18 protein-coding genes and 1 other RNA gene are annotated in these 16,116 nt (G+C 63.2%); 7 read left to right on the forward strand and 12 right to left on the reverse strand.

The window, feature by feature from the left end:
• Positions 1-114: 114 nt before the first annotated feature.
• Positions 115-1,029, forward strand: coding sequence for an oxidoreductase (locus tag ACOQPC_RS10990; protein ID WP_420605772.1), 915 nt, complete (start codon positions 115-117; stop codon positions 1,027-1,029).
• Positions 1,030-1,323: 294 nt separating this feature from the next.
• Here ACOQPC_RS10990 and ACOQPC_RS10995 read toward each other — a convergent pair whose 3' ends face one another.
• The 9 genes from ACOQPC_RS10995 to ACOQPC_RS11035 all read right to left on the reverse strand — a co-directional run bounded on the left by ACOQPC_RS10995 (position 1,324) and on the right by ACOQPC_RS11035 (position 9,994).
• Positions 1,324-1,596 (reverse strand): HU family DNA-binding protein, encoded by a 273-nt coding sequence (locus tag ACOQPC_RS10995; RefSeq protein ID WP_420605773.1) that lies wholly within the window; start codon positions 1,594-1,596, stop codon positions 1,324-1,326.
• Between the two features lie 189 nt (positions 1,597-1,785).
• Positions 1,786-4,182, reverse strand: a complete 2,397-nt coding sequence (gene lon / locus ACOQPC_RS11000) for an endopeptidase La (RefSeq protein WP_420605774.1) — start codon at positions 4,180-4,182, stop codon at positions 1,786-1,788.
• A gap of 77 nt (positions 4,183-4,259) precedes the next feature.
• A complete protein-coding gene (locus tag ACOQPC_RS11005) occupies positions 4,260-4,595 on the reverse strand; it encodes a YbaB/EbfC family nucleoid-associated protein (RefSeq protein ID WP_420605775.1) in 336 nt (111 codons plus the stop codon).
• Positions 4,592-6,253: a DNA polymerase III subunit gamma/tau gene (locus ACOQPC_RS11010; RefSeq protein ID WP_420608126.1), complete on the reverse strand. Its 1,662-nt coding sequence runs from the start codon at positions 6,251-6,253 to the stop codon at positions 4,592-4,594. The genes ACOQPC_RS11005 and ACOQPC_RS11010 overlap by 4 nt, the downstream gene beginning before the upstream one ends.
• Before the next feature lie 235 nt (positions 6,254-6,488).
• Positions 6,489-6,584, reverse strand: an RNA gene (gene ffs, locus ACOQPC_RS11015) — signal recognition particle sRNA small type.
• 36 nt (positions 6,585-6,620) lie between these two features.
• Positions 6,621-7,496 (reverse strand): class A beta-lactamase, encoded by an 876-nt coding sequence (bla, locus tag ACOQPC_RS11020; protein ID WP_420605776.1) that lies wholly within the window; start codon positions 7,494-7,496, stop codon positions 6,621-6,623.
• A 4-nt stretch (positions 7,497-7,500) separates the two neighbouring features.
• Entirely contained in the window at positions 7,501-7,836 is a 336-nt protein-coding gene (locus ACOQPC_RS11025) for a 2Fe-2S iron-sulfur cluster-binding protein (RefSeq protein WP_420605777.1), read from the reverse strand.
• Between the two features lie 5 nt (positions 7,837-7,841).
• The gene (locus ACOQPC_RS11030) at positions 7,842-8,942 is read right to left on the reverse strand and encodes a cysteine desulfurase family protein (RefSeq protein WP_420605778.1); all 1,101 of its coding nucleotides are present in this window, start codon (positions 8,940-8,942) and stop codon (positions 7,842-7,844) included.
• Entirely contained in the window at positions 8,939-9,994 is a 1,056-nt protein-coding gene (locus ACOQPC_RS11035) for a cysteine desulfurase family protein (protein ID WP_420605779.1), read from the reverse strand. The genes ACOQPC_RS11030 and ACOQPC_RS11035 overlap by 4 nt, the downstream gene beginning before the upstream one ends.
• Positions 9,995-10,100: 106 nt before the next feature.
• Between ACOQPC_RS11035 and ACOQPC_RS11040 the strand changes: the two genes are divergently transcribed.
• Entirely contained in the window at positions 10,101-10,757 is a 657-nt protein-coding gene (locus tag ACOQPC_RS11040) for an alpha/beta hydrolase (RefSeq protein ID WP_420605780.1), read from the forward strand.
• 132 nt (positions 10,758-10,889) lie between these two features.
• On the opposite strand, the gene ACOQPC_RS11045 is transcribed toward ACOQPC_RS11040, so the two are convergent.
• Positions 10,890-11,096 (reverse strand): hypothetical protein, encoded by a 207-nt coding sequence (locus ACOQPC_RS11045; protein ID WP_420605781.1) that lies wholly within the window; start codon positions 11,094-11,096, stop codon positions 10,890-10,892.
• Positions 11,097-11,246: 150 nt separating this feature from the next.
• Between ACOQPC_RS11045 and ACOQPC_RS11050 the strand changes: the two genes are divergently transcribed.
• The 5 genes from ACOQPC_RS11050 to ACOQPC_RS11070 all read left to right on the forward strand — a co-directional run bounded on the left by ACOQPC_RS11050 (position 11,247) and on the right by ACOQPC_RS11070 (position 14,881).
• Entirely contained in the window at positions 11,247-11,699 is a 453-nt protein-coding gene (locus tag ACOQPC_RS11050) for an RpiB/LacA/LacB family sugar-phosphate isomerase (protein WP_420605782.1), read from the forward strand.
• A 5-nt stretch (positions 11,700-11,704) separates the two neighbouring features.
• Positions 11,705-13,003, forward strand: a complete 1,299-nt coding sequence (glyA, locus tag ACOQPC_RS11055) for a serine hydroxymethyltransferase (protein WP_420608127.1) — start codon at positions 11,705-11,707, stop codon at positions 13,001-13,003.
• 15 nt (positions 13,004-13,018) lie between these two features.
• Positions 13,019-13,480 carry a transcriptional regulator NrdR gene (gene nrdR, locus ACOQPC_RS11060; protein WP_420605783.1) on the forward strand — a complete coding sequence of 154 codons (462 nt, stop codon included), beginning with the start codon at positions 13,019-13,021 and terminating at the stop codon, positions 13,478-13,480.
• 64 nt (positions 13,481-13,544) lie between these two features.
• Positions 13,545-14,186: a hypothetical protein gene (locus ACOQPC_RS11065; protein ID WP_420605784.1), complete on the forward strand. Its 642-nt coding sequence runs from the start codon at positions 13,545-13,547 to the stop codon at positions 14,184-14,186.
• Positions 14,187-14,434: 248 nt separating this feature from the next.
• On the forward strand, positions 14,435-14,881 hold the full coding sequence (locus tag ACOQPC_RS11070) for an OsmC family protein (RefSeq protein WP_420605785.1): 447 nt from the start codon (positions 14,435-14,437) through the stop codon (positions 14,879-14,881).
• A 748-nt stretch (positions 14,882-15,629) separates the two neighbouring features.
• Here ACOQPC_RS11070 and ACOQPC_RS11075 read toward each other — a convergent pair.
• Together ACOQPC_RS11075 and ACOQPC_RS11080 are read right to left on the reverse strand one after the other, a co-directional pair.
• Positions 15,630-15,845, reverse strand: coding sequence for a hypothetical protein (locus tag ACOQPC_RS11075; protein WP_420605786.1), 216 nt, complete (start codon positions 15,843-15,845; stop codon positions 15,630-15,632).
• Positions 15,842-16,096 (reverse strand): hypothetical protein, encoded by a 255-nt coding sequence (locus ACOQPC_RS11080; protein WP_420605787.1) that lies wholly within the window; start codon positions 16,094-16,096, stop codon positions 15,842-15,844. The genes ACOQPC_RS11075 and ACOQPC_RS11080 overlap by 4 nt, the downstream gene beginning before the upstream one ends.
• Positions 16,097-16,116 lie beyond the last annotated feature (20 nt).

Genomic DNA, 16,116 nt, shown 5'->3' on the forward strand with positions numbered 1-16,116 from the left:
GATGGACCCCGGCCTTCGCCGGGGAACGAAAAAGCGGCCAAGGCTCTTCTTGTCTGTGCACTGCGATCTGCCATTCAATTTCAAATCCATGAAAGCTTGCAAGAGGCCATTCCCATGAGCGGATTTACCGAACGCGACGTGCCCGATCAGAGCGGGCGCACCGTTTTCATCACCGGTGCCAATGCCGGGCTCGGCTTCCATGTCGCGCGCGTCCTTGCCGGCAAACATGCCCGCGTCCTTATAGGCTGCCGCTCCGAAGAGCGCGCGCGCAAGGCGATGCGCAGGATCAAGGCTGAGTTTCCCATCGCCGAGCTGGAATTTATCGAGCTCGATCAAGCCAGCCTGAACAGTGTTCGCGCGGCGGCGGAACGGGTATGTGAGGAACCACGGCTCGATCTGCTGATCAACAATGCCGGGATCATGGGCGTACCGCTCACGCGCACTGATGATGGTTTCGAGGCGCAGCTCGGAGTGAATTATCTCGCCCCCTTCGCGCTCACCGGGCTGCTGCTGAACAAGCTCGAGGAAAGCCGGGGTGCGCGCGTGGTCACCACCGCCAGCATCGCGCACCGCCGGGCAACCATCGATTTCGACGATCTGGATGCCGAGGATCATTACGATCCGTGGAAGCGCTATGCCCAGTCCAAGCTGGCCGACCTGATGTTCGCCTATGAACTGGACCGGCGGCTGGCCGCGGCGGGGCGCAGGACCATCTCGGTCGCTGCGCATCCGGGCATGGCGGAGACCGAATTGATGCGAAACATGCCCGATCTGGTGCAGAAAATCGCGCCGGTCGTCACCGCCGTCTTCAACAGCGCCGCGCAGGGTGCCTGGCCCACGCTGATGGCCGCCACCGAACGCCACGTTACCGGCGGCGATTACTACGGACCCAACCAGTTGTTCGAAACGCGCGGCAAGGCGGTCAGGGTCGGCTCGACCAAAGCGAGCAAAGACAATGAAGCGGCGAGGCGGTTATGGGATGTGTCCGTCCGGATGACCGGCGTCGATCCTGGGTTGGCAGGGATTTGACCCTAACACATGTAGTAACTTCTTATTTGGCCGCGGGGCGGATATGTGCTCGCCTTGTAGCGTTTGCCAAGACCATGGCGGACGAGTTACCCGTCGCCCCGGCAGCCGCATCTACCTCTTCTAGAGAGAGAGAGAGAGAGAGAGAGAGAGAGAGAGAGAGAGAGAGAGAGGAGAGTTTAAAGTCCTCTGCTAAGCCGCGCATGAAAAAACGGGCGGCTGCTTGCCCGCCCGTTTCCCGGCGTCAAGCACCGGTCGAAGCCAATCGTGAATAGGGCGCAAGCACGCCCGGCGTATTTAGTTGACGGCGTCTTTCAAGGCCTTGCCGGCTTTGAACTTCGGCTGGGTCGAGGCAGGAATGGTCATCGGCTCGCCGGTGCGTGGGTTGCGACCCGTCGAGGCCTTGCGCTGCGAAACCGAAAAAGTACCGAAACCGACGAGCCGGACATCGCCGCCACTCTTCAACGTGGATGTGATCGTGTCGAACACCGACTCCACGGCTTTGCTGGCATCGGACTTGCTGAGACCGCTTGTATCTGCGACCTGGTTGACGAGATCTTGCTTGTTCATTGGCGGGAACCCCCTCTTCTGGCTTTTATCGATTCCAAAGAATCTCGGCTTTGCCGTGCGCGGGAGTTAGAAGCAGCCGCGCCGCGCTGTCAAAGGAAAATCCCGCTTTTCTGCCATTTTCGGTCCATGGCGCAAGTCCCTGTGCGCTTCGCTTCGTGCAATAGTAAGATATTAAACACGCTCACTTTTTCAGTGCCTTACCGTCGACCCCTGCTCGCTGTGCATGGTTGGCTGCGAAAGCGCGGCGAGTTCGTCGGCCTCCGTCCAGTCGATCGGTTCAAGTTTTTCCGTGAGCGCGTTAGCCAGCACCTCATCGACATGACTTACCGGAACAATTTCAAGTCCGTCGGTGATGTTCGACGGGATTTCGACAAGCTCCTTGCGGTTTTCCTCGGGGATCAGCACCTTGGTGATCCCGCCGCGCAGCGCCGCGAGCAGCTTTTCCTTGAGTCCGCCGATCGGCAGCACGCGGCCGCGCAGCGTTACCTCGCCGGTCATCGCCACCTCGCGCCGCACGGGCACGCCGGTCAGCGTCGATATGATCGCGGTTACCATGGCCACACCCGCCGACGGCCCGTCCTTGGGCACCGCGCCTTCCGGCAGATGAATATGAACGTCCTTGCGGGCGAACAGGCTCGGCTTGATGCCATAGCTCGGCGCGCGCGCCTTGACGTAGCTGAGCGCGGCCTGGATCGATTCGTTCATCACGTCGCCCAGCTTGCCGGTCGAGCGAATCTGGCCCTTGCCGCCCACCGTGACCGCCTCGATCGTGAGCAATTGCCCGCCGACCTCGGTCCAGGCGAGACCGGTCACGGCGCCGATCTGGTTCTCCTCTTCGCCGATATCGTGGCGAAATTTGCGAACGCCCGCGAAATCGCCGAGATTGTCCGGCGTCACGACGATGCGATCATGCTTCTTCTCGAGGATACCGCGCAGCACCTTGCGCGCAAGCTTGGCGATCTCGCGCTCCAGCGTGCGCACGCCGGCCTCACGCGTATAATAGCGGATGAGGTCGCGCAGCGCCTCGTCGGTCAGCTCGAACTCGCCTTCGGTGAGCCCGTGCGCCTCGATCTGCTTTTCGATCAGATGGCGCTTGGCGATCTCGACCTTTTCGTCCTCGGTATAGCCTTCGAGCCGGATGATCTCCATCCGGTCGAGCAGCGGCTGCGGCAGGTTCATGGTGTTGGCGGTGGTCACGAACATCACGTCCGACAGATCGATGTCGATCTCCAGATAATGGTCGTTGAACTTGCCATTCTGTTCGGGGTCCAACACCTCGAGCAACGCCGAAGCCGGATCACCGCGGAAATCCTGACCCAGCTTGTCGATCTCGTCGAGCAGGAACAGCGGGTTCATCGTGCCGGCCTTTTTCAGGTTGGAGACGACTTTGCCAGGCAGGCTGCCGATGTAGGTGCGGCGATGGCCGCGAATCTCGGCTTCGTCGCGCACGCCGCCGAGCGACTGGCGCACGAATTCGCGCCCGCACGCCTTGGCGATCGAGCGGCCGAGTGAGGTCTTGCCCACGCCCGGAGGGCCGACGAGGCACAAGATCGGGCCTTTCAGCTTGTTGGTGCGCGCCTGGACCGCCAGATATTCGACGATCCGGTCCTTCACCTTTTCCAGCGCATAATGATCATCGTCGAGTACGTGCTGGGCCTGCGCGATGTCTTTCTTGAGCCGCGATTTCTTGCCCCAGGGCAGGCCAAGCAGCGTATCGAGATAATTGCGCACGACGGTCGCTTCGGCGCTCATCGGCTGCATGCCCTTGAGCTTCTTGAGCTCGGACTGCGCCTTGGCCTTGGCCTCCTTCGAGAGTTTCAACTTCTCGATCTTGGAGGTCAGCTCGGCAAGCTCGTCGCCATCCTCGCCATCTTCCGATCCCAGCTCGCGCTGGATCGCCTTCAGCTGCTCGTTGAGATAATATTCGCGCTGCGTCTTCTCCATCTGGCGCTTCACGCGGCCGCGAATCTTCTTCTCGACCTGCAATACGCCAAGCTCGCCCTCCATGAAGGCGAACGCCATTTCGAGTCGCTTCATCGGATCGGCCTCGATCAGCAGGGTCTGCTTGTCGGACACCTTGATGTTGATATTGGCTGCGATCGCGTCTGCCAACATGGACGCATCGTCGATCTCGCTAAGCTGCACCGCGGTTTCGGCGGGCAGCTTGCGGTTGAGCTTGGAGTAATTGTCGAACTGATCGATTACCGAGCGCATCAGCGCCTGGACATCCTTGCCCTCGGCCAACTGCTCTTCGGGAAAGCTCACTAGCGCGGCGCAATAGCCATCGCGCGCGTCGATCCCGTCAAGCGCCACGCGCTGCTTGCCTTCGACCAGCACGCGCACCGTGCCGTCGGGCAGTTTCAACAGCTGCATGATCGAGGCGGTGACACCCATTTCGTAAAGATCGTCGCTGCCCGGATCGTCCTCGGCAGGATCGAGCTGGGCGACCAGCACGATCTCCTTGTCGCTCTCCATCGCCTTTTCCAGCGCCACCACCGATTTGTCGCGGCCGACGAACAGCGGCACGATCATGCCTGGAAAAACGACGATATCGCGCAATGGCAACAGCGGTAAAGACTGACTCATATTCACTCCCAAAACCGCGAACTCCTACGCGGCATGACCGATATATGGTGGGCGCGGCCAAACCCTTCAACCGGCGCTCAGAACGGCAGCTTGAAGCCCGGTGGCAGCGGCAAGCCCGCCGTCATGTCGCCCATTTCCTTGTTCGCTGCGGCATCGGCTTTTTCGCGCGCATCGTTGATCGCCGCGGCGACCAGATCCTCGAGCATCTGCTTTTCGCTCATCACCATCAGACTGTCGTCGATCGTGACCGAGCGGATCGAGCCCTTGGCGGTGGCCTTGATCTTGACGAGCCCGCCACCGGCCACGCCCTCGACCTCGATATTTTCCAGCTTCCCTTGCGATTCTTCCATCTGCTTCTGGATGTTCTGCGCCGCTTCCTGCGCGGCCTTGATCATCTCTTCCATATCTTTCATGCGCTTGCGCTCCGTTTATCGGGGCCTTGCCCCGCATTGGGTTCCAATATCCGTGCGTCAGGAAAAGCTTCCAGCGCCGCCTTGACCAGCGGCGATTCCAATAAAGCAGCGCGCTCCGCCTCGGCCTCGCTTTGTTCGCGTTCGCGCTCGGTCGGCGCGGCATCGCCTTCGCCTTGCTCCACCGTCCAGCGCTCGCCGGTCAGCTTGTAGAGCACGTCGCGCACGTCATTCTCGAAACCGTCCGGCAGACGGCCTGCCGGCTGATAAACCATTGCGGGCGGCGCATAGCGCACCAGCCGCATCGCATCGCTCATGATCGCGGCGACCAGTGGGCGTTCGGTCTCGATAAGGTCGATGAGGTCAGCAAACTCGGCCGGGATTACCGGCGCGGCGGCGGCAGGCGGCGCGGGCGCGCTTGGTGGCGCAGGCGGCGAGGCTGTGTCTGCGGGCACGGCAGATGCGGAAGGCGCATCGGTCGTCACTGCGGCGCCCTGCCCGATCATCCGCGCCAATTCGCCCGGATCGGGCAAGGTTGCGGCGTGCATCAGACGCAGCAGCGCCATCTCGCAGGCCTGCATCGGCATGCTCGCGCCGCGCACCTCGTCATGGCCCTTCAGCAGCAACTGCCACAGCCGGTGCAGGATCGAAAAAGAGAGCTTGTCCGCCCATTCGCGAAGCGCCGTGCGCGCCTCGTCCGAAAGCGACGGATCGGCGTGGCCGCCCGCCTTGGCGATGGTCACCAGATGCACTTCGGAAAGCAGCCCTGAAATGATCGCCAGCGGCTCCACGCCCAGGCTGTGCTGCTCCTTCAACGCGGCGAGCATGGCCGGAACATCGCCGCCCAGCAGCAGGCCGAGCAGCCGCCGGATCGCGCCGCGATCGCTAAGACCCAGCATATCGCGCAACTGGTCGGCCGTCACCCTGCCGTCCCCGTCCATATCGGCATGGGCAATCGCTTGGTCGAGAATCGACAGGCCGTCGCGCACCGAGCCTTCGGCGGCGTGGGCGATCAATGTTACCGCCTCATCCTCGGCGCTGACGCCTTCCTGCTCGACGATTTCAGCAAAATGCCGCGCGAGCAGATCGACCGGGATACGCTTCAAATCGAACCGCTGGCAGCGCGACAGCACCGTAACCGGCACCTTTTGCACCTCGGTGGTCGCGAACAGGAATTTAACGTGCAGCGGCGGCTCCTCGAGCGTCTTCAAGAGCGCGTTGAACGCGTTTTTCGAGAGCATATGGACTTCGTCGATAATGTAGATCTTGTAGCGCGCCGAGACCGCGGCATAGCGCACCGCGTCGATGATCTCGCGCACATCGTCGACGCCGGTGTGGCTGGCCGCATCCATCTCGATCACGTCGATATGGCGCCCTTCGGCGATCGCGCGGCATGGTTCGCATATGCCGCACGGGCTGATCGTCGGGCCGCTCTCGCCGTCCGGGCCGATGCAGTTCAGCGCCTTGGCGATCAGCCGTGCGGTCGATGTTTTACCGACCCCGCGCACGCCGGTCATCAGAAAGGCATGCGCCAGCCGGTCGCGCTTGATCGCATTGGCCAGCGTCTGCACCATCGCGTCCTGGCCGATCAGCGCGTCGAAGCTCTGCGGGCGGTATTTGCGCGCCAGCACGCGGTAAGCGGGATCCGGCTCGACCGGCACGGGCGCGGCGGCGGGCGGCGCTTTCGGCTCGGACAGACCGAGGCCGAGCGCGTCCTCAGGCATGTCGGGATCGCACGGCGTAAGGTCTTGGGTCTCGGAATCGGGCATCGGAGGCAGTGTAGGGTGGCAGGTGGGCAGTGTCGAACGAGATGTTCCCGGCTCAAGCCGGAGTCCATAAGGTAATCGTCGATGCTGGGCTCCGGCCTTCGCCGGGGAACGAAATCCAGCGAAAAACAGGGTAGGAGCCGGACGACCCGCAGCGAATATCGTTACGGCTGCTTCCGTCAGGACCTGACCGGGTTGGCGAATGCCACGTCCGCCCGACTCCCGTGCGGACATATGGCGAAGCCAGGCGATGAATGCAAGATCAGCGCGCCTGTTCGATGCGGCCTGCCGCAAGCGCCGCAACCCTTGCAATAGCCGCGTCGGCGGCGGCGGGCTCCACCGATGGTCGGTCAAGATAAACCGAAATGATATAGGGGCCTGTCTGTGCACCGGGCCGCACCACCGCCACGTCATTATAGGATGGATTAGCGCCGCCGCAGGTGCCGGTCTTGTCGCCCACGGTCCATTTGGCCGGAAGTCCCGCGCGAATCCGGACCTTGCCGGTTTCACTCGCGCGCAGCCAGCCCTCCAGCATCGCCTTCGACCCCGCGTTCAGCCGGTCGCCGGTCAGCAGTCGCCGCACCGTCTGGGCCATGGCGGCGGGACTGGTGGTATCACGCCGATCACCCGGCCGATTCTCGTTCAGGCCCGGCTCCAGCCGCGAAGGCCATGTGATAGTGTCGCCGTTCGTCCGCAGCCACTGGAACAAGGTGCCCGGCCCGCCAACCTGCCCGTATAACAGGTTCGCAGCGCTATTATCGCTGAGCATAACGGCAGCGCCTGCAGCGCCGCCCACGCTCACCGCGCCGGCCTCGGAAAATTTTTCAACATAGGGCGAATAGCTGACCAGATCGGCGCGGGTGAATGGCATCTGCTGATCGAGCGACAAGTCTCCCTGCTGAACGCTGTCCAGCACCATGGCAGCGAGCAAGGTCTTGAATGTGGAGCAGGTGGCGAAGCGTTCATCATCGCGGTAGGCGAGCAGGGATTGTCCATCCGGACCGACCACCGACACGCCCAGGCGGCCGCCAGTTTCCGTCTCGATGGACGCGAGGATTGGCGTCGGCGCGAGGGACGAAGGCGCCGCCGTGCAACCGGCCAGCCCCGCCGCCGCGACAAGCGTGAAAAACAGACGCATCGACCTAAACGCCCTGCATATTCCGGCTCTCCGCCGGTATGCTGACTGTCAGCCCGTCGAGATCATCAATTAGATCGATCTGGCAGCTGAGGCGGCTAGTGCGGCGCGCGCCGGCGGCGAGATCGAGCATATCCTCTTCTTCCTCGCTGGCGGGAGGGAGCCGATCGAACCAGTCCGCATCGACGATGACATGACAGGTCGAGCAGGCCATCTGCCCCTCGCAGGTGCCTTCCAGCGGCTCGCCATGGGCCTGACCCAGTCGCAGGAGATTGTCGCCGGGCGCGCCCTCGACATCGCTCGCGGTTGCGCCGTCGCTCGATCGAAAAGTGACTTTGATCATGGCCCCTATTGGGCCTCCGTCGCACGATTGATCAAGTCCGCAGCGATCTCCAGTTCCTGGCCCGTGGTGTAGCGACCGAAGCCGAGCCGGATCGAGCTTTTGATCGCGGCATCGCCGAGCCCCAGCGCCGCGAGCACATGGCTCGGCCTGCCCGAACCGCTGGCGCAGGCGGACCCGGCGGAAAACAGCACGCCGCGCACGTCCGACATCAGGCGCGCGACGTCGATCCCCTCTCGGCGGATGTTGAGATTCCCGCGATAGCGGTGCTCGGTCGAACCGTTGACCGTCCAGTCGGCAAACAGATCGCGCGCCTCATCCCATAGCGCCGCGACATGAGCAGCATCCTGTTCGGCGCGTTCATCCGCCAGTCTGGCCGCCACGCCGAAGCCCGCGCAAAGTGCGGGGGATAGCGTGCCGGAACGCAGGCCCTGCTCCTGCCCGCCGCCATGGATCAGCGGGGCGATTTCTACGCCATCTCGCAGCCACAAGGCGCCGATGCCCTTGGGGCCGTGGATCTTGTGCGCGCTGATCGCGATCATGTCGGCGTCCCGGGCAAGCGGCACGCGGCCATAGCCCTGCACCGCGTCGCTCATGAACAGCGCGCCTGCCTGCCTGGCCATCGCCGCAAGCTCGTCCAATGGTTGGATCACGCCGATCTCGTTGTTCACCGCCATCGCCGCGACGATGGCCGTCTCGCCATCGATCGCGGCGCGCGCGGCATCGAGATCGACCAGACCCTTACCATCCACGGGGAGGAGCGTCAGTTTATAACCTTCGCGCTCGAGCCAGAAGGCGGTGTCACGCACCGCCGCATGTTCGGTGGCGATGTTGACGAGCTTCTTGCGTCCGCTCCTGCGCATCGCCCCGATCAGCGCCATGTTGATCGCCTCGGTCGCGCCGCTCGTAAAGATTACCCGGCCGTGCTCCGGCAGCAGCGCGGCCACCTGATCGCGCGCCACCTCGACCGCCGCTGCCGCCTCCCGCCCGCCCTTGTGGCTGCTGTGCGGGTTCCAATAGCCCGCATCGATCCAATGGCGCATCGCCGCGGCCGCTTCGGGCGCCATCGGCGTGGTCGCCTGATAATCGAGATAGATGGGATCGGTCATGCGGCGATGACCTTCCACGCCTCAAGGAACCGCTCAACATCGGCAACGCTCGTCTGCGGCCCGAAGCTCACGCGCACCACCTCACCCGCCGCTTGCGGACTCCAGCCCATCGCCGTGAGCACATGGCTCGGCTTGATCGTGCCCGAAGAGCAGGCGCTGCCCGCCGATACCGCGATGCCCTGCATGTCGAAGCGCACCAGCTGCGCCTGCGAGCTTTTGCCCGGCATGCGATAGCTGGCGATAGTGGCGAGACGAGGCGCATCTTGCGCGACCACCATTCCGCCCGCCGCCGCGATGCCCTCGTCGAGCATCGCGCGCAGCTTGGCGGCTCGCTTCATCCAGCCGAAATCCTGTTCCAGTGCCACCGCGAATCCCGCCGCGCCGGGCAAATTCTGTGTGCCCGCGCGATAGCCCTGCTCCTGCCCGCCGCTCGGCTTCAGCAGCGAGAGATCGCGCAGCAGCAGCGCGCCAATCCCCGGCGGCCCGCCCAATTTATGCGCGGAAATCGCGATAAGATCGGCCGCTCTCGGCAGGGGCAATTTGCCCGCGCTTTGCGAGCAGTCGGCGAACAACCGGCCTTCGTTCAACCGCACGACCCGCGCGATATCGTCCAGCGGCTGGATCACGCCGGTTTCATTGTTTACCTGCTGCACCGCGACGATGCCGCCCGGATGATGCGCGCAATATTCGCTGAGTTCTTCGAACGCAATCACCCCGTCGGCTTCGACCGGCAGACGAAAAGCGTCCGGCGCCGCGCGCAGCACCGCATCATGCTCTGTCGCGCCGATCGCGCTGACCGGTATCGACGCGCGCTGCAGCGCGATACCGATCGCCTCGCTCGCCCCGCTGGTGAGGATGACCTCCCCGTCCCAACCCAGCGCCGCCGCAATACGCGCGCGCGCATCCTCGAGCATCCGCCCCGCCGCGCGCCCCGGACTATGCGGCGAGCTCGGATTGGCCCAATGTTCCATCGCCTCGGCCATCGCCGCGCGCACCGCTGGCAGCACGGGCGTGGTCGCGGCATGATCGAGATAGAGCGGGGAATTGGTCATGAACGTCCATCAATATTGCAGTTTGCGCGGCAATTTCTATATAGCCGGTCAATTCACGCGCCATCCGTCCGGACGCGCCGCCCCCTCATAGCGGACAATCGCCCCCATGCCCGAAGTCATTATTCCCGGTCCCGAAGGACGGCTCGAAGGCCGCCTTGCGCCCGCGCCGCGCCCGCGCGCGCCGATCGCCATGATCCTGCATTCGCACCCCAAGGCGGGCGGCTCGATGAACGAGCGGATCACGCAGAATCTGTTCAAGACGTTCAAGCAGCGCGGCTTTCTGACGTTGCGGTTCAACTTTCGCGGCGTCGGCCGCAGCCAGGGCGAGTTCGACAATGGGATCGGCGAACTCAGCGACGCCGCCTCCGCGCTCGACTGGGTGCAGAGCTTTCACGAGGAAGCGCAGACCACCTGGATCGCGGGCCACAGCTTCGGTGCGTGGATCGGCATGCAGCTGCTGATGCGGCGTCCGGAGATTCGCGGCTTCATCTCGATCACCCCGCCCGCGAACATGTATGATTTCAGCTTCCTCGCCCCCTGCCCCAGTTCGGGTATCATCATTCAGGGCAAGGAAGACGATATCGTTACGCCGAACGGGGTGCAAAAGCTGGTCGACAAGCTACGCACGCAAAAGCACATTACCGTCCATCACGACGAAATCCCGCGCGCGAATTTTCTCTACGACGGCGAGCAGGAAGCGCTGATGGCCTCGGTCGACAATTATCTCGACATGCGGCTGGACCCGAATTCGCCGATCAAGTGAGGGAGTTCGCTATCGCTTGAATGACCCGTCATTGCGAGGAGGCCCGAATTTATTCGGGGCGACGCGGCAATCTAGGGCGGAAGCAGCGCTACGCCGCTCTGGATTGCTTCGCTTCGCTCGCAATGACGGCTATTATTGGACGCTCTTCGCCCGTCCCGCCAGCGTTTCTCCGCTATCCGTCGGCACCGCCCATATCGCGACATTGGCGAACATCACCAGCGCCGCCACCACCATCAGCAGGATGCGCTTGCGATCATCTCCGCGCCGCCACAGGAACACCGCGCCCGCGATGAGCGCGATGCCGATGATCATGAGGGCGGACAGGACGATGCTGGTCATCGGGCCGTCCTAGCGAACTCGGCGGCGGCGCGCCACATACGGGTTGGCGCACCGGGCTCGGCTCGCTAGACGGGCGATCAGTCCGCCGCGCCCCGGATTCTTGCCCGGATACACGCCCGGACACTCGATAGCCCCAAGGAGCCCGTCCCCATGCGCATCGCCATCGCTTCCGACCACGCCGCGATCGACATGAAGACCGCGCTCGCGGACATGATGCGCGAGATGGGACATGAGGTCGATGATCTCGGCCCCGACGACGACAGCAGCGTCGATTACCCCGATTATGGTTACAAGCTTGCCCAAGTCATGGCCTCCGGCAAAGCGCAGCGCGGCGTGGCGCTATGCGGTTCGGGCATCGGCATCTCGATCGCGGTCAACCGCAACCCGGCCTGCCGCAGCGCGCTCGTCTCCGAGGTCCTGTCCGCCACGCTCGCCCGCTCGCACAATGATGCGAACGTCATCGCGATGGGCGCGCGTCTGATCGGCATCGAACAGGCCAAGGCTTGTATCGAAGCTTTTCTGAAAACCGAATTTCTTGGTGACCGCCATCAGCGCCGTGTCGACAAACTCTCGCAACCGCCCGCCCTGGAGACCGCCCGATGAACACCATGATCAACCGCAAAGTCCGCCCCGACGGCTTTTTCGATGCACCGCTGGTAAAATCCGATCATGCCGTGGCCGAGGCGATTTCGGCCGAACTCCGCCGCGAGCGCAAGCAGATCGAGCTGATCGCATCGGAAAACATCGTCAGCCAAGCGGTGCTCGAAGCGCAGGGTTCGGTGTTCACCAACAAATATGCCGAGGGTTATCCAGGCAAGCGCTATTATCAGGGCTGCGCGCCATCGGATTCGGTCGAGAAGCTGGCGATCGACCGCGCGAAGATGCTGTTCGATTGCTCCTATGCCAATGTCCAGCCGCATTCGGGCGCGCAGGCGAACGGTGCGGTGCTGCTGGCGCTGGCGAAGCCCGGCGACACGATCCTGGGCATGAGCCTGGATGCGGGCGGCCACCTGACCCATGGCGCGGCGCCGTCGCTATCGGGCAAATGGTTCGACGCGGTACAATATGGCGTTCGCGAGGACACGCATCTGATCGATTATGACGAAGTCGAGCGGCTGGCCAAGGAGCATAAGCCCAAGCTCATCATCGCGGGCGGCTCGGCCTATCCGCGCCACATCGATTTCGCGCGCTTCCGTGCCATCGCCGACATGGTCGGCGCGTATCTGCAGGTCGACATGGCGCATTTCGCCGGACTCGTCGCGGCCGACATGCACCCCTCCCCGCTACCCCATGCGCATGTGACCACCACCACCACGCACAAGACGCTGCGGGGTCCCCGCGGCGGCATGATCCTGTGCAACGACGAGGCGCTCGGCAAGAAATTCAACAGCGCGGTGTTCCCCGGTCTGCAGGGCGGCCCGCTAATGCACGTGATCGCCGCCAAGGCGGTGGCGTTCGGCGAGGCGCTGCGGCCCGAATTCCGCAGCTATTCCGCCGCGGTGATCGAGAACGCCAAAGCGCTGGCACAGCGGCTCAAGGATCGCGGCGCGGACCTGGTCGCGGGCGGCACCGACACGCATGTCGCGCTCATCGACCTGCGCCCGCTGGGTGTGACCGGCAAGGACGCCGACGAAGCGCTGGAGCGCGCGTCGATCACCTGCAACAAGAACGGCATCCCGTTCGATCCACTTCCGCCGACCAAGACCAGCGGCATTCGCGTCGGCTCGCCCGCCGGAACCACCCGCGGCTTCGGCATCGCGGAATTCGAGGAAATCGGGGATATGGTCGCCGACGTCCTGCAGGGACTACGCGACAAGGGTGAAGAGGGCGATCCTGCCGTCGAAGCGGACGTGAAGAAGCGCGTCGAAGCGTTGTGCGACCGCTTCCCGATCTACCAGAGCCTGTAGTCCAGAAGGCCCGATATGCGCTGCCCCTATTGCGCCCATGACAACAGCCAGGTGAAGGACAGCCGCCCGAGCGAAGACGGTGCGGCGATTCGGCGGCGGCGGCAGTGCGAGAGCTGCGCGGCGCGCTTCACCACCTTCGAGCGCATCCAACTGCGCGAGGTAACCGTGGTCAAGAGCGCGGACCGGCGCGAGAGCTTCGATCGGTTCAAGCTGGAAAAGTCGATCGCGCTCGCCTGCCGCAAGCGCGCCGTCGGGCAGGAGCGGATCGATCAATTGGTCTCCGGTATTCAGCGCCAGCTCGAGACAAGCGGCGACAATGAGGTTGGTTCCCAGCGCATCGGCGAGATGGTGATGGATGGGCTGCGCCAACTCGACAGCGTGGCCTATATTCGCTTCGCCAGCGTCTACAAGGACTTCACCGAGGCGCGCGATTTCGAGGAGTTCGCCGGGACCGTCAAGGACATCGGCAACGGCTGATCCTGCGAGGTCGGGGCACTCCGGTCTTCCTGCGTTAAGAATATGTGCTTATGATGCACCCGTCATGGCCAAGCGTATTGCCATATTTTCGGGCCTCGTCCTTGCCGCGTTGCTGGCGGGATTGCTCGGCGCGCGGCTGATCGGCGGCCCGTTCATCTCGCGCGCTCCGCAGGACAGCGCGCCGGTGACCGAGCGTTATGCATTGGGACGCGATGTCTACCGACAGCAAGATTACGCCGTGGGCACCCGCTATTCGCCCTATCGCCCGGGCGAGAAACGAATCGCTAGTCCTACCGTCAGCGGCGCCCGCGCGCTCGAGCCCTATCAGGCGGCGCGGCCCGACCACCGGATCGCTTATGATTCGCAGGATGGCAATTTCATGGATGCCACCGGCCTGCCCGAGGGCAATTATGCCATGATCGATCCGGCGCGCCGCCCAGCAGCCAAACCCGTTTCGACGGCGCCCAAGCCGAACGGGCCGGAAAATCTGGTGCCAGGCGACTATATCCGCACCGAAAGACCGACCTATCCCGCGGCGGTCGCAACGCCCGCCGCCGGTTTGGCCAAGCCCGAGGCGGTCGACCCGATTGGAGACACCGAGCAGCGGATCATCGACATCGCCGGAGAGCCGGCGGCGCGCCGGAATGCCGGACCGGCATCCGCCGGCGAAAGCGGCAGCGAAGCGTCCGGACCGATACGGAACTGACTTGCGCGGTGAAGCATGGCCGGCGATTGTGCGATGCGGAACCGGCAGCCGATCGCAGCGTTGATTTTGCGAACCCGCAGTCCGGATGATGAACTGATGACCTTTGGTCGCCTCACCACGCGCTTTCTTGCACTTACGGCACCGCCGTCGGCACTTGCATTGATCATCGCCCTATACAGTTACGGCTGATCCCGCTTGCATCCGGCGTCGACTGTAAAACCCATCAATTCGAAAAGGATATGTCCGTCATGGCAATCACCAATTGGGGCTCCGCCCGCTACGAAGGTCTCGGCAAGAAGGGCAAGGGCCATGTGTCCGTACAGTCCGGCGTGCTCGACGATCAACCCTATGGCTTCAACACCCGGTTCGAGGATGCCAAGGGCACCAATCCGGAAGAACTGATCGCCGGCGCGCATGCCAGTTGTTTCACCATGGCTTTGGCCTTTGCCCTCGCCGATGCGGGTTTTGACGATGGCGTGCTCGACACGAAGGCGGTTGTCACGCTGGACAAGGACGGCGACGGCTTCAAGGTTTCCAAATCCGAACTGACGCTGACCGCGCAGATCGCCGATATCGACGAGGACAAATTTGCCGAAATCGCCAAGGGCGCCAAGCAGGGCTGCCCGATCTCGAAACTTCTCAACTGCGAGATCACGTTAGAGCATACGCTCAACAGCGAATTTGCAGTCGGATAGATTCCGGCTTCCCACTTGAATAAACGAATCGAAGGGCGTGTCATAGCGGCGCGCCTTTTTTTTGAATCCCGTCTTACAAACTCGCTACCACAGAAAAATGGGGGCCGGCATCGCTGCCGGTCCCCACTCGCCTGATCTTCACTTTTGCCGTTCCGAAAAACGGCATCCGCGTCCGTCTGGCGTGAGGTCGAATAACCGCGCAAGGCGTTCATCCAACCGGTCCCGTCGTTCGCGATCCTGCCCCGAAAGACCGGTCCGCGTCCCGATGGTGGGACCCCGATCAAGCTGCCATCCGATCCGAGGATCGATGCTGCGGCTTTATCGGCCGAGCGGTTCGTTTCCTTGTCGCGTCAATGCCTTGCGGCGGCTTCGGCGTCCGGCTCGTGGCCTCTCGATGATTTGAACCTGCCATCGATCCCCTAAGGTCGCAACGGAAACACCGCGATTTATCCACAGACGGTCGACATAACGGTGGACAGATTCGGCAAAAGCAATTTTCTGCCAGATGCCCTTTGCGATGATCGCTAGTTGCGGCAATTTTCGATCTGAAAATCTCGAAAACGGTCCTTGAGTTCGAAGCCCAAAGACCGTTTCCGAATCACTCCGGCGGGGTCGGGAGAGAAGGAGGAAAGCCCCCGCCGGAGGGAGGGCCGGCTTGTCGCCGGCGATGCAACTTAATTACGCCGCGAAGCGATATTTTCAATTGCAGTTCGAAACCGAAAGCTTGCAAAGACTGCAACGGAACATATCATTCCTCCGTCTGGCGGTCTGGGCTTCCATAATCCGGCTTGCCGCCGTCATCGTCCGGATAGGCCTTCGGCGAGGTCGCGGACCGATTGGCTTGGCCGCCCTCATGGCCCTCGGGCTTGTTGGGAGTATTGCCGGCCTCTGGGCCCGGCGGCGCATCGGGCAGCTCCGCGCCTTGCTCGTGATTGCCGTAGCCGGCGCCGGTGCCGTCGCTCATAGCTCATCCCCCGCCGGGCTGTCATCTTCGGTCAGCGCATCCAAGTTACGCCGATCGGGCGTATCGGGCACGGAGTGCAGTTCTTCCTCGGATGCATTGCCTTCGGTGATCGACTGGCCCCGATCAGGTGTCAGATCGTCGACGATCGCGCCGCTGGTGTGATTGCGTCCTTCGCTTTCGAGGATTTCGGCGCGCTGACTGTCGTCATAGCCTTCCAGCTCTTCGGTCATATTGGGATCTTCGTCCGGCATGATGATTTCCTTTCGTGCAT

It is taken from the genome of Novosphingopyxis sp. (assembly GCF_965218915.1).
GTDB lineage: Bacteria > Pseudomonadota > Alphaproteobacteria > Sphingomonadales > Sphingomonadaceae > Novosphingopyxis.

Excerpts from the sequence above, each read along its gene's own strand:
- ACOQPC_RS11025 (WP_420605777.1), bottom strand. The coding sequence starts at position 7,836 with ATGATCAAAGTCACTTTTCGATCGAGCGACGGCGCAACCGCGAGCGAT.
- ACOQPC_RS11005 (WP_420605775.1), bottom strand. The coding sequence starts at position 4,595 with ATGAAAGATATGGAAGAGATGATCAAGGCCGCGCAGGAAGCGGCGCAG.
- ACOQPC_RS11050 (WP_420605782.1), top strand. The coding sequence starts at position 11,247 with ATGCGCATCGCCATCGCTTCCGACCACGCCGCGATCGACATGAAGACC.
- ACOQPC_RS11030 (WP_420605778.1), bottom strand. The coding sequence starts at position 8,942 with ATGACCGATCCCATCTATCTCGATTATCAGGCGACCACGCCGATGGCG.
- ACOQPC_RS11075 (WP_420605786.1), bottom strand. The coding sequence starts at position 15,845 with ATGAGCGACGGCACCGGCGCCGGCTACGGCAATCACGAGCAAGGCGCG.
- lon (WP_420605774.1), bottom strand. The coding sequence starts at position 4,182 with ATGAGTCAGTCTTTACCGCTGTTGCCATTGCGCGATATCGTCGTTTTT.
- ACOQPC_RS10995 (WP_420605773.1), bottom strand. The coding sequence starts at position 1,596 with ATGAACAAGCAAGATCTCGTCAACCAGGTCGCAGATACAAGCGGTCTC.
- bla (WP_420605776.1), bottom strand. The coding sequence starts at position 7,496 with ATGCGTCTGTTTTTCACGCTTGTCGCGGCGGCGGGGCTGGCCGGTTGC.
- ACOQPC_RS10990 (WP_420605772.1), top strand. The coding sequence starts at position 115 with ATGAGCGGATTTACCGAACGCGACGTGCCCGATCAGAGCGGGCGCACC.
- ACOQPC_RS11070 (WP_420605785.1), top strand. The coding sequence starts at position 14,435 with ATGGCAATCACCAATTGGGGCTCCGCCCGCTACGAAGGTCTCGGCAAG.
- ACOQPC_RS11045 (WP_420605781.1), bottom strand. The coding sequence starts at position 11,096 with ATGACCAGCATCGTCCTGTCCGCCCTCATGATCATCGGCATCGCGCTC.
- ACOQPC_RS11035 (WP_420605779.1), bottom strand. The coding sequence starts at position 9,994 with ATGACCAATTCCCCGCTCTATCTCGATCATGCCGCGACCACGCCCGTG.
- nrdR (WP_420605783.1), top strand. The coding sequence starts at position 13,019 with ATGCGCTGCCCCTATTGCGCCCATGACAACAGCCAGGTGAAGGACAGC.
- ACOQPC_RS11040 (WP_420605780.1), top strand. The coding sequence starts at position 10,101 with ATGCCCGAAGTCATTATTCCCGGTCCCGAAGGACGGCTCGAAGGCCGC.
- ACOQPC_RS11065 (WP_420605784.1), top strand. The coding sequence starts at position 13,545 with ATGGCCAAGCGTATTGCCATATTTTCGGGCCTCGTCCTTGCCGCGTTG.
- glyA (WP_420608127.1), top strand. The coding sequence starts at position 11,705 with ATGATCAACCGCAAAGTCCGCCCCGACGGCTTTTTCGATGCACCGCTG.
- ACOQPC_RS11080 (WP_420605787.1), bottom strand. The coding sequence starts at position 16,096 with ATGCCGGACGAAGATCCCAATATGACCGAAGAGCTGGAAGGCTATGAC.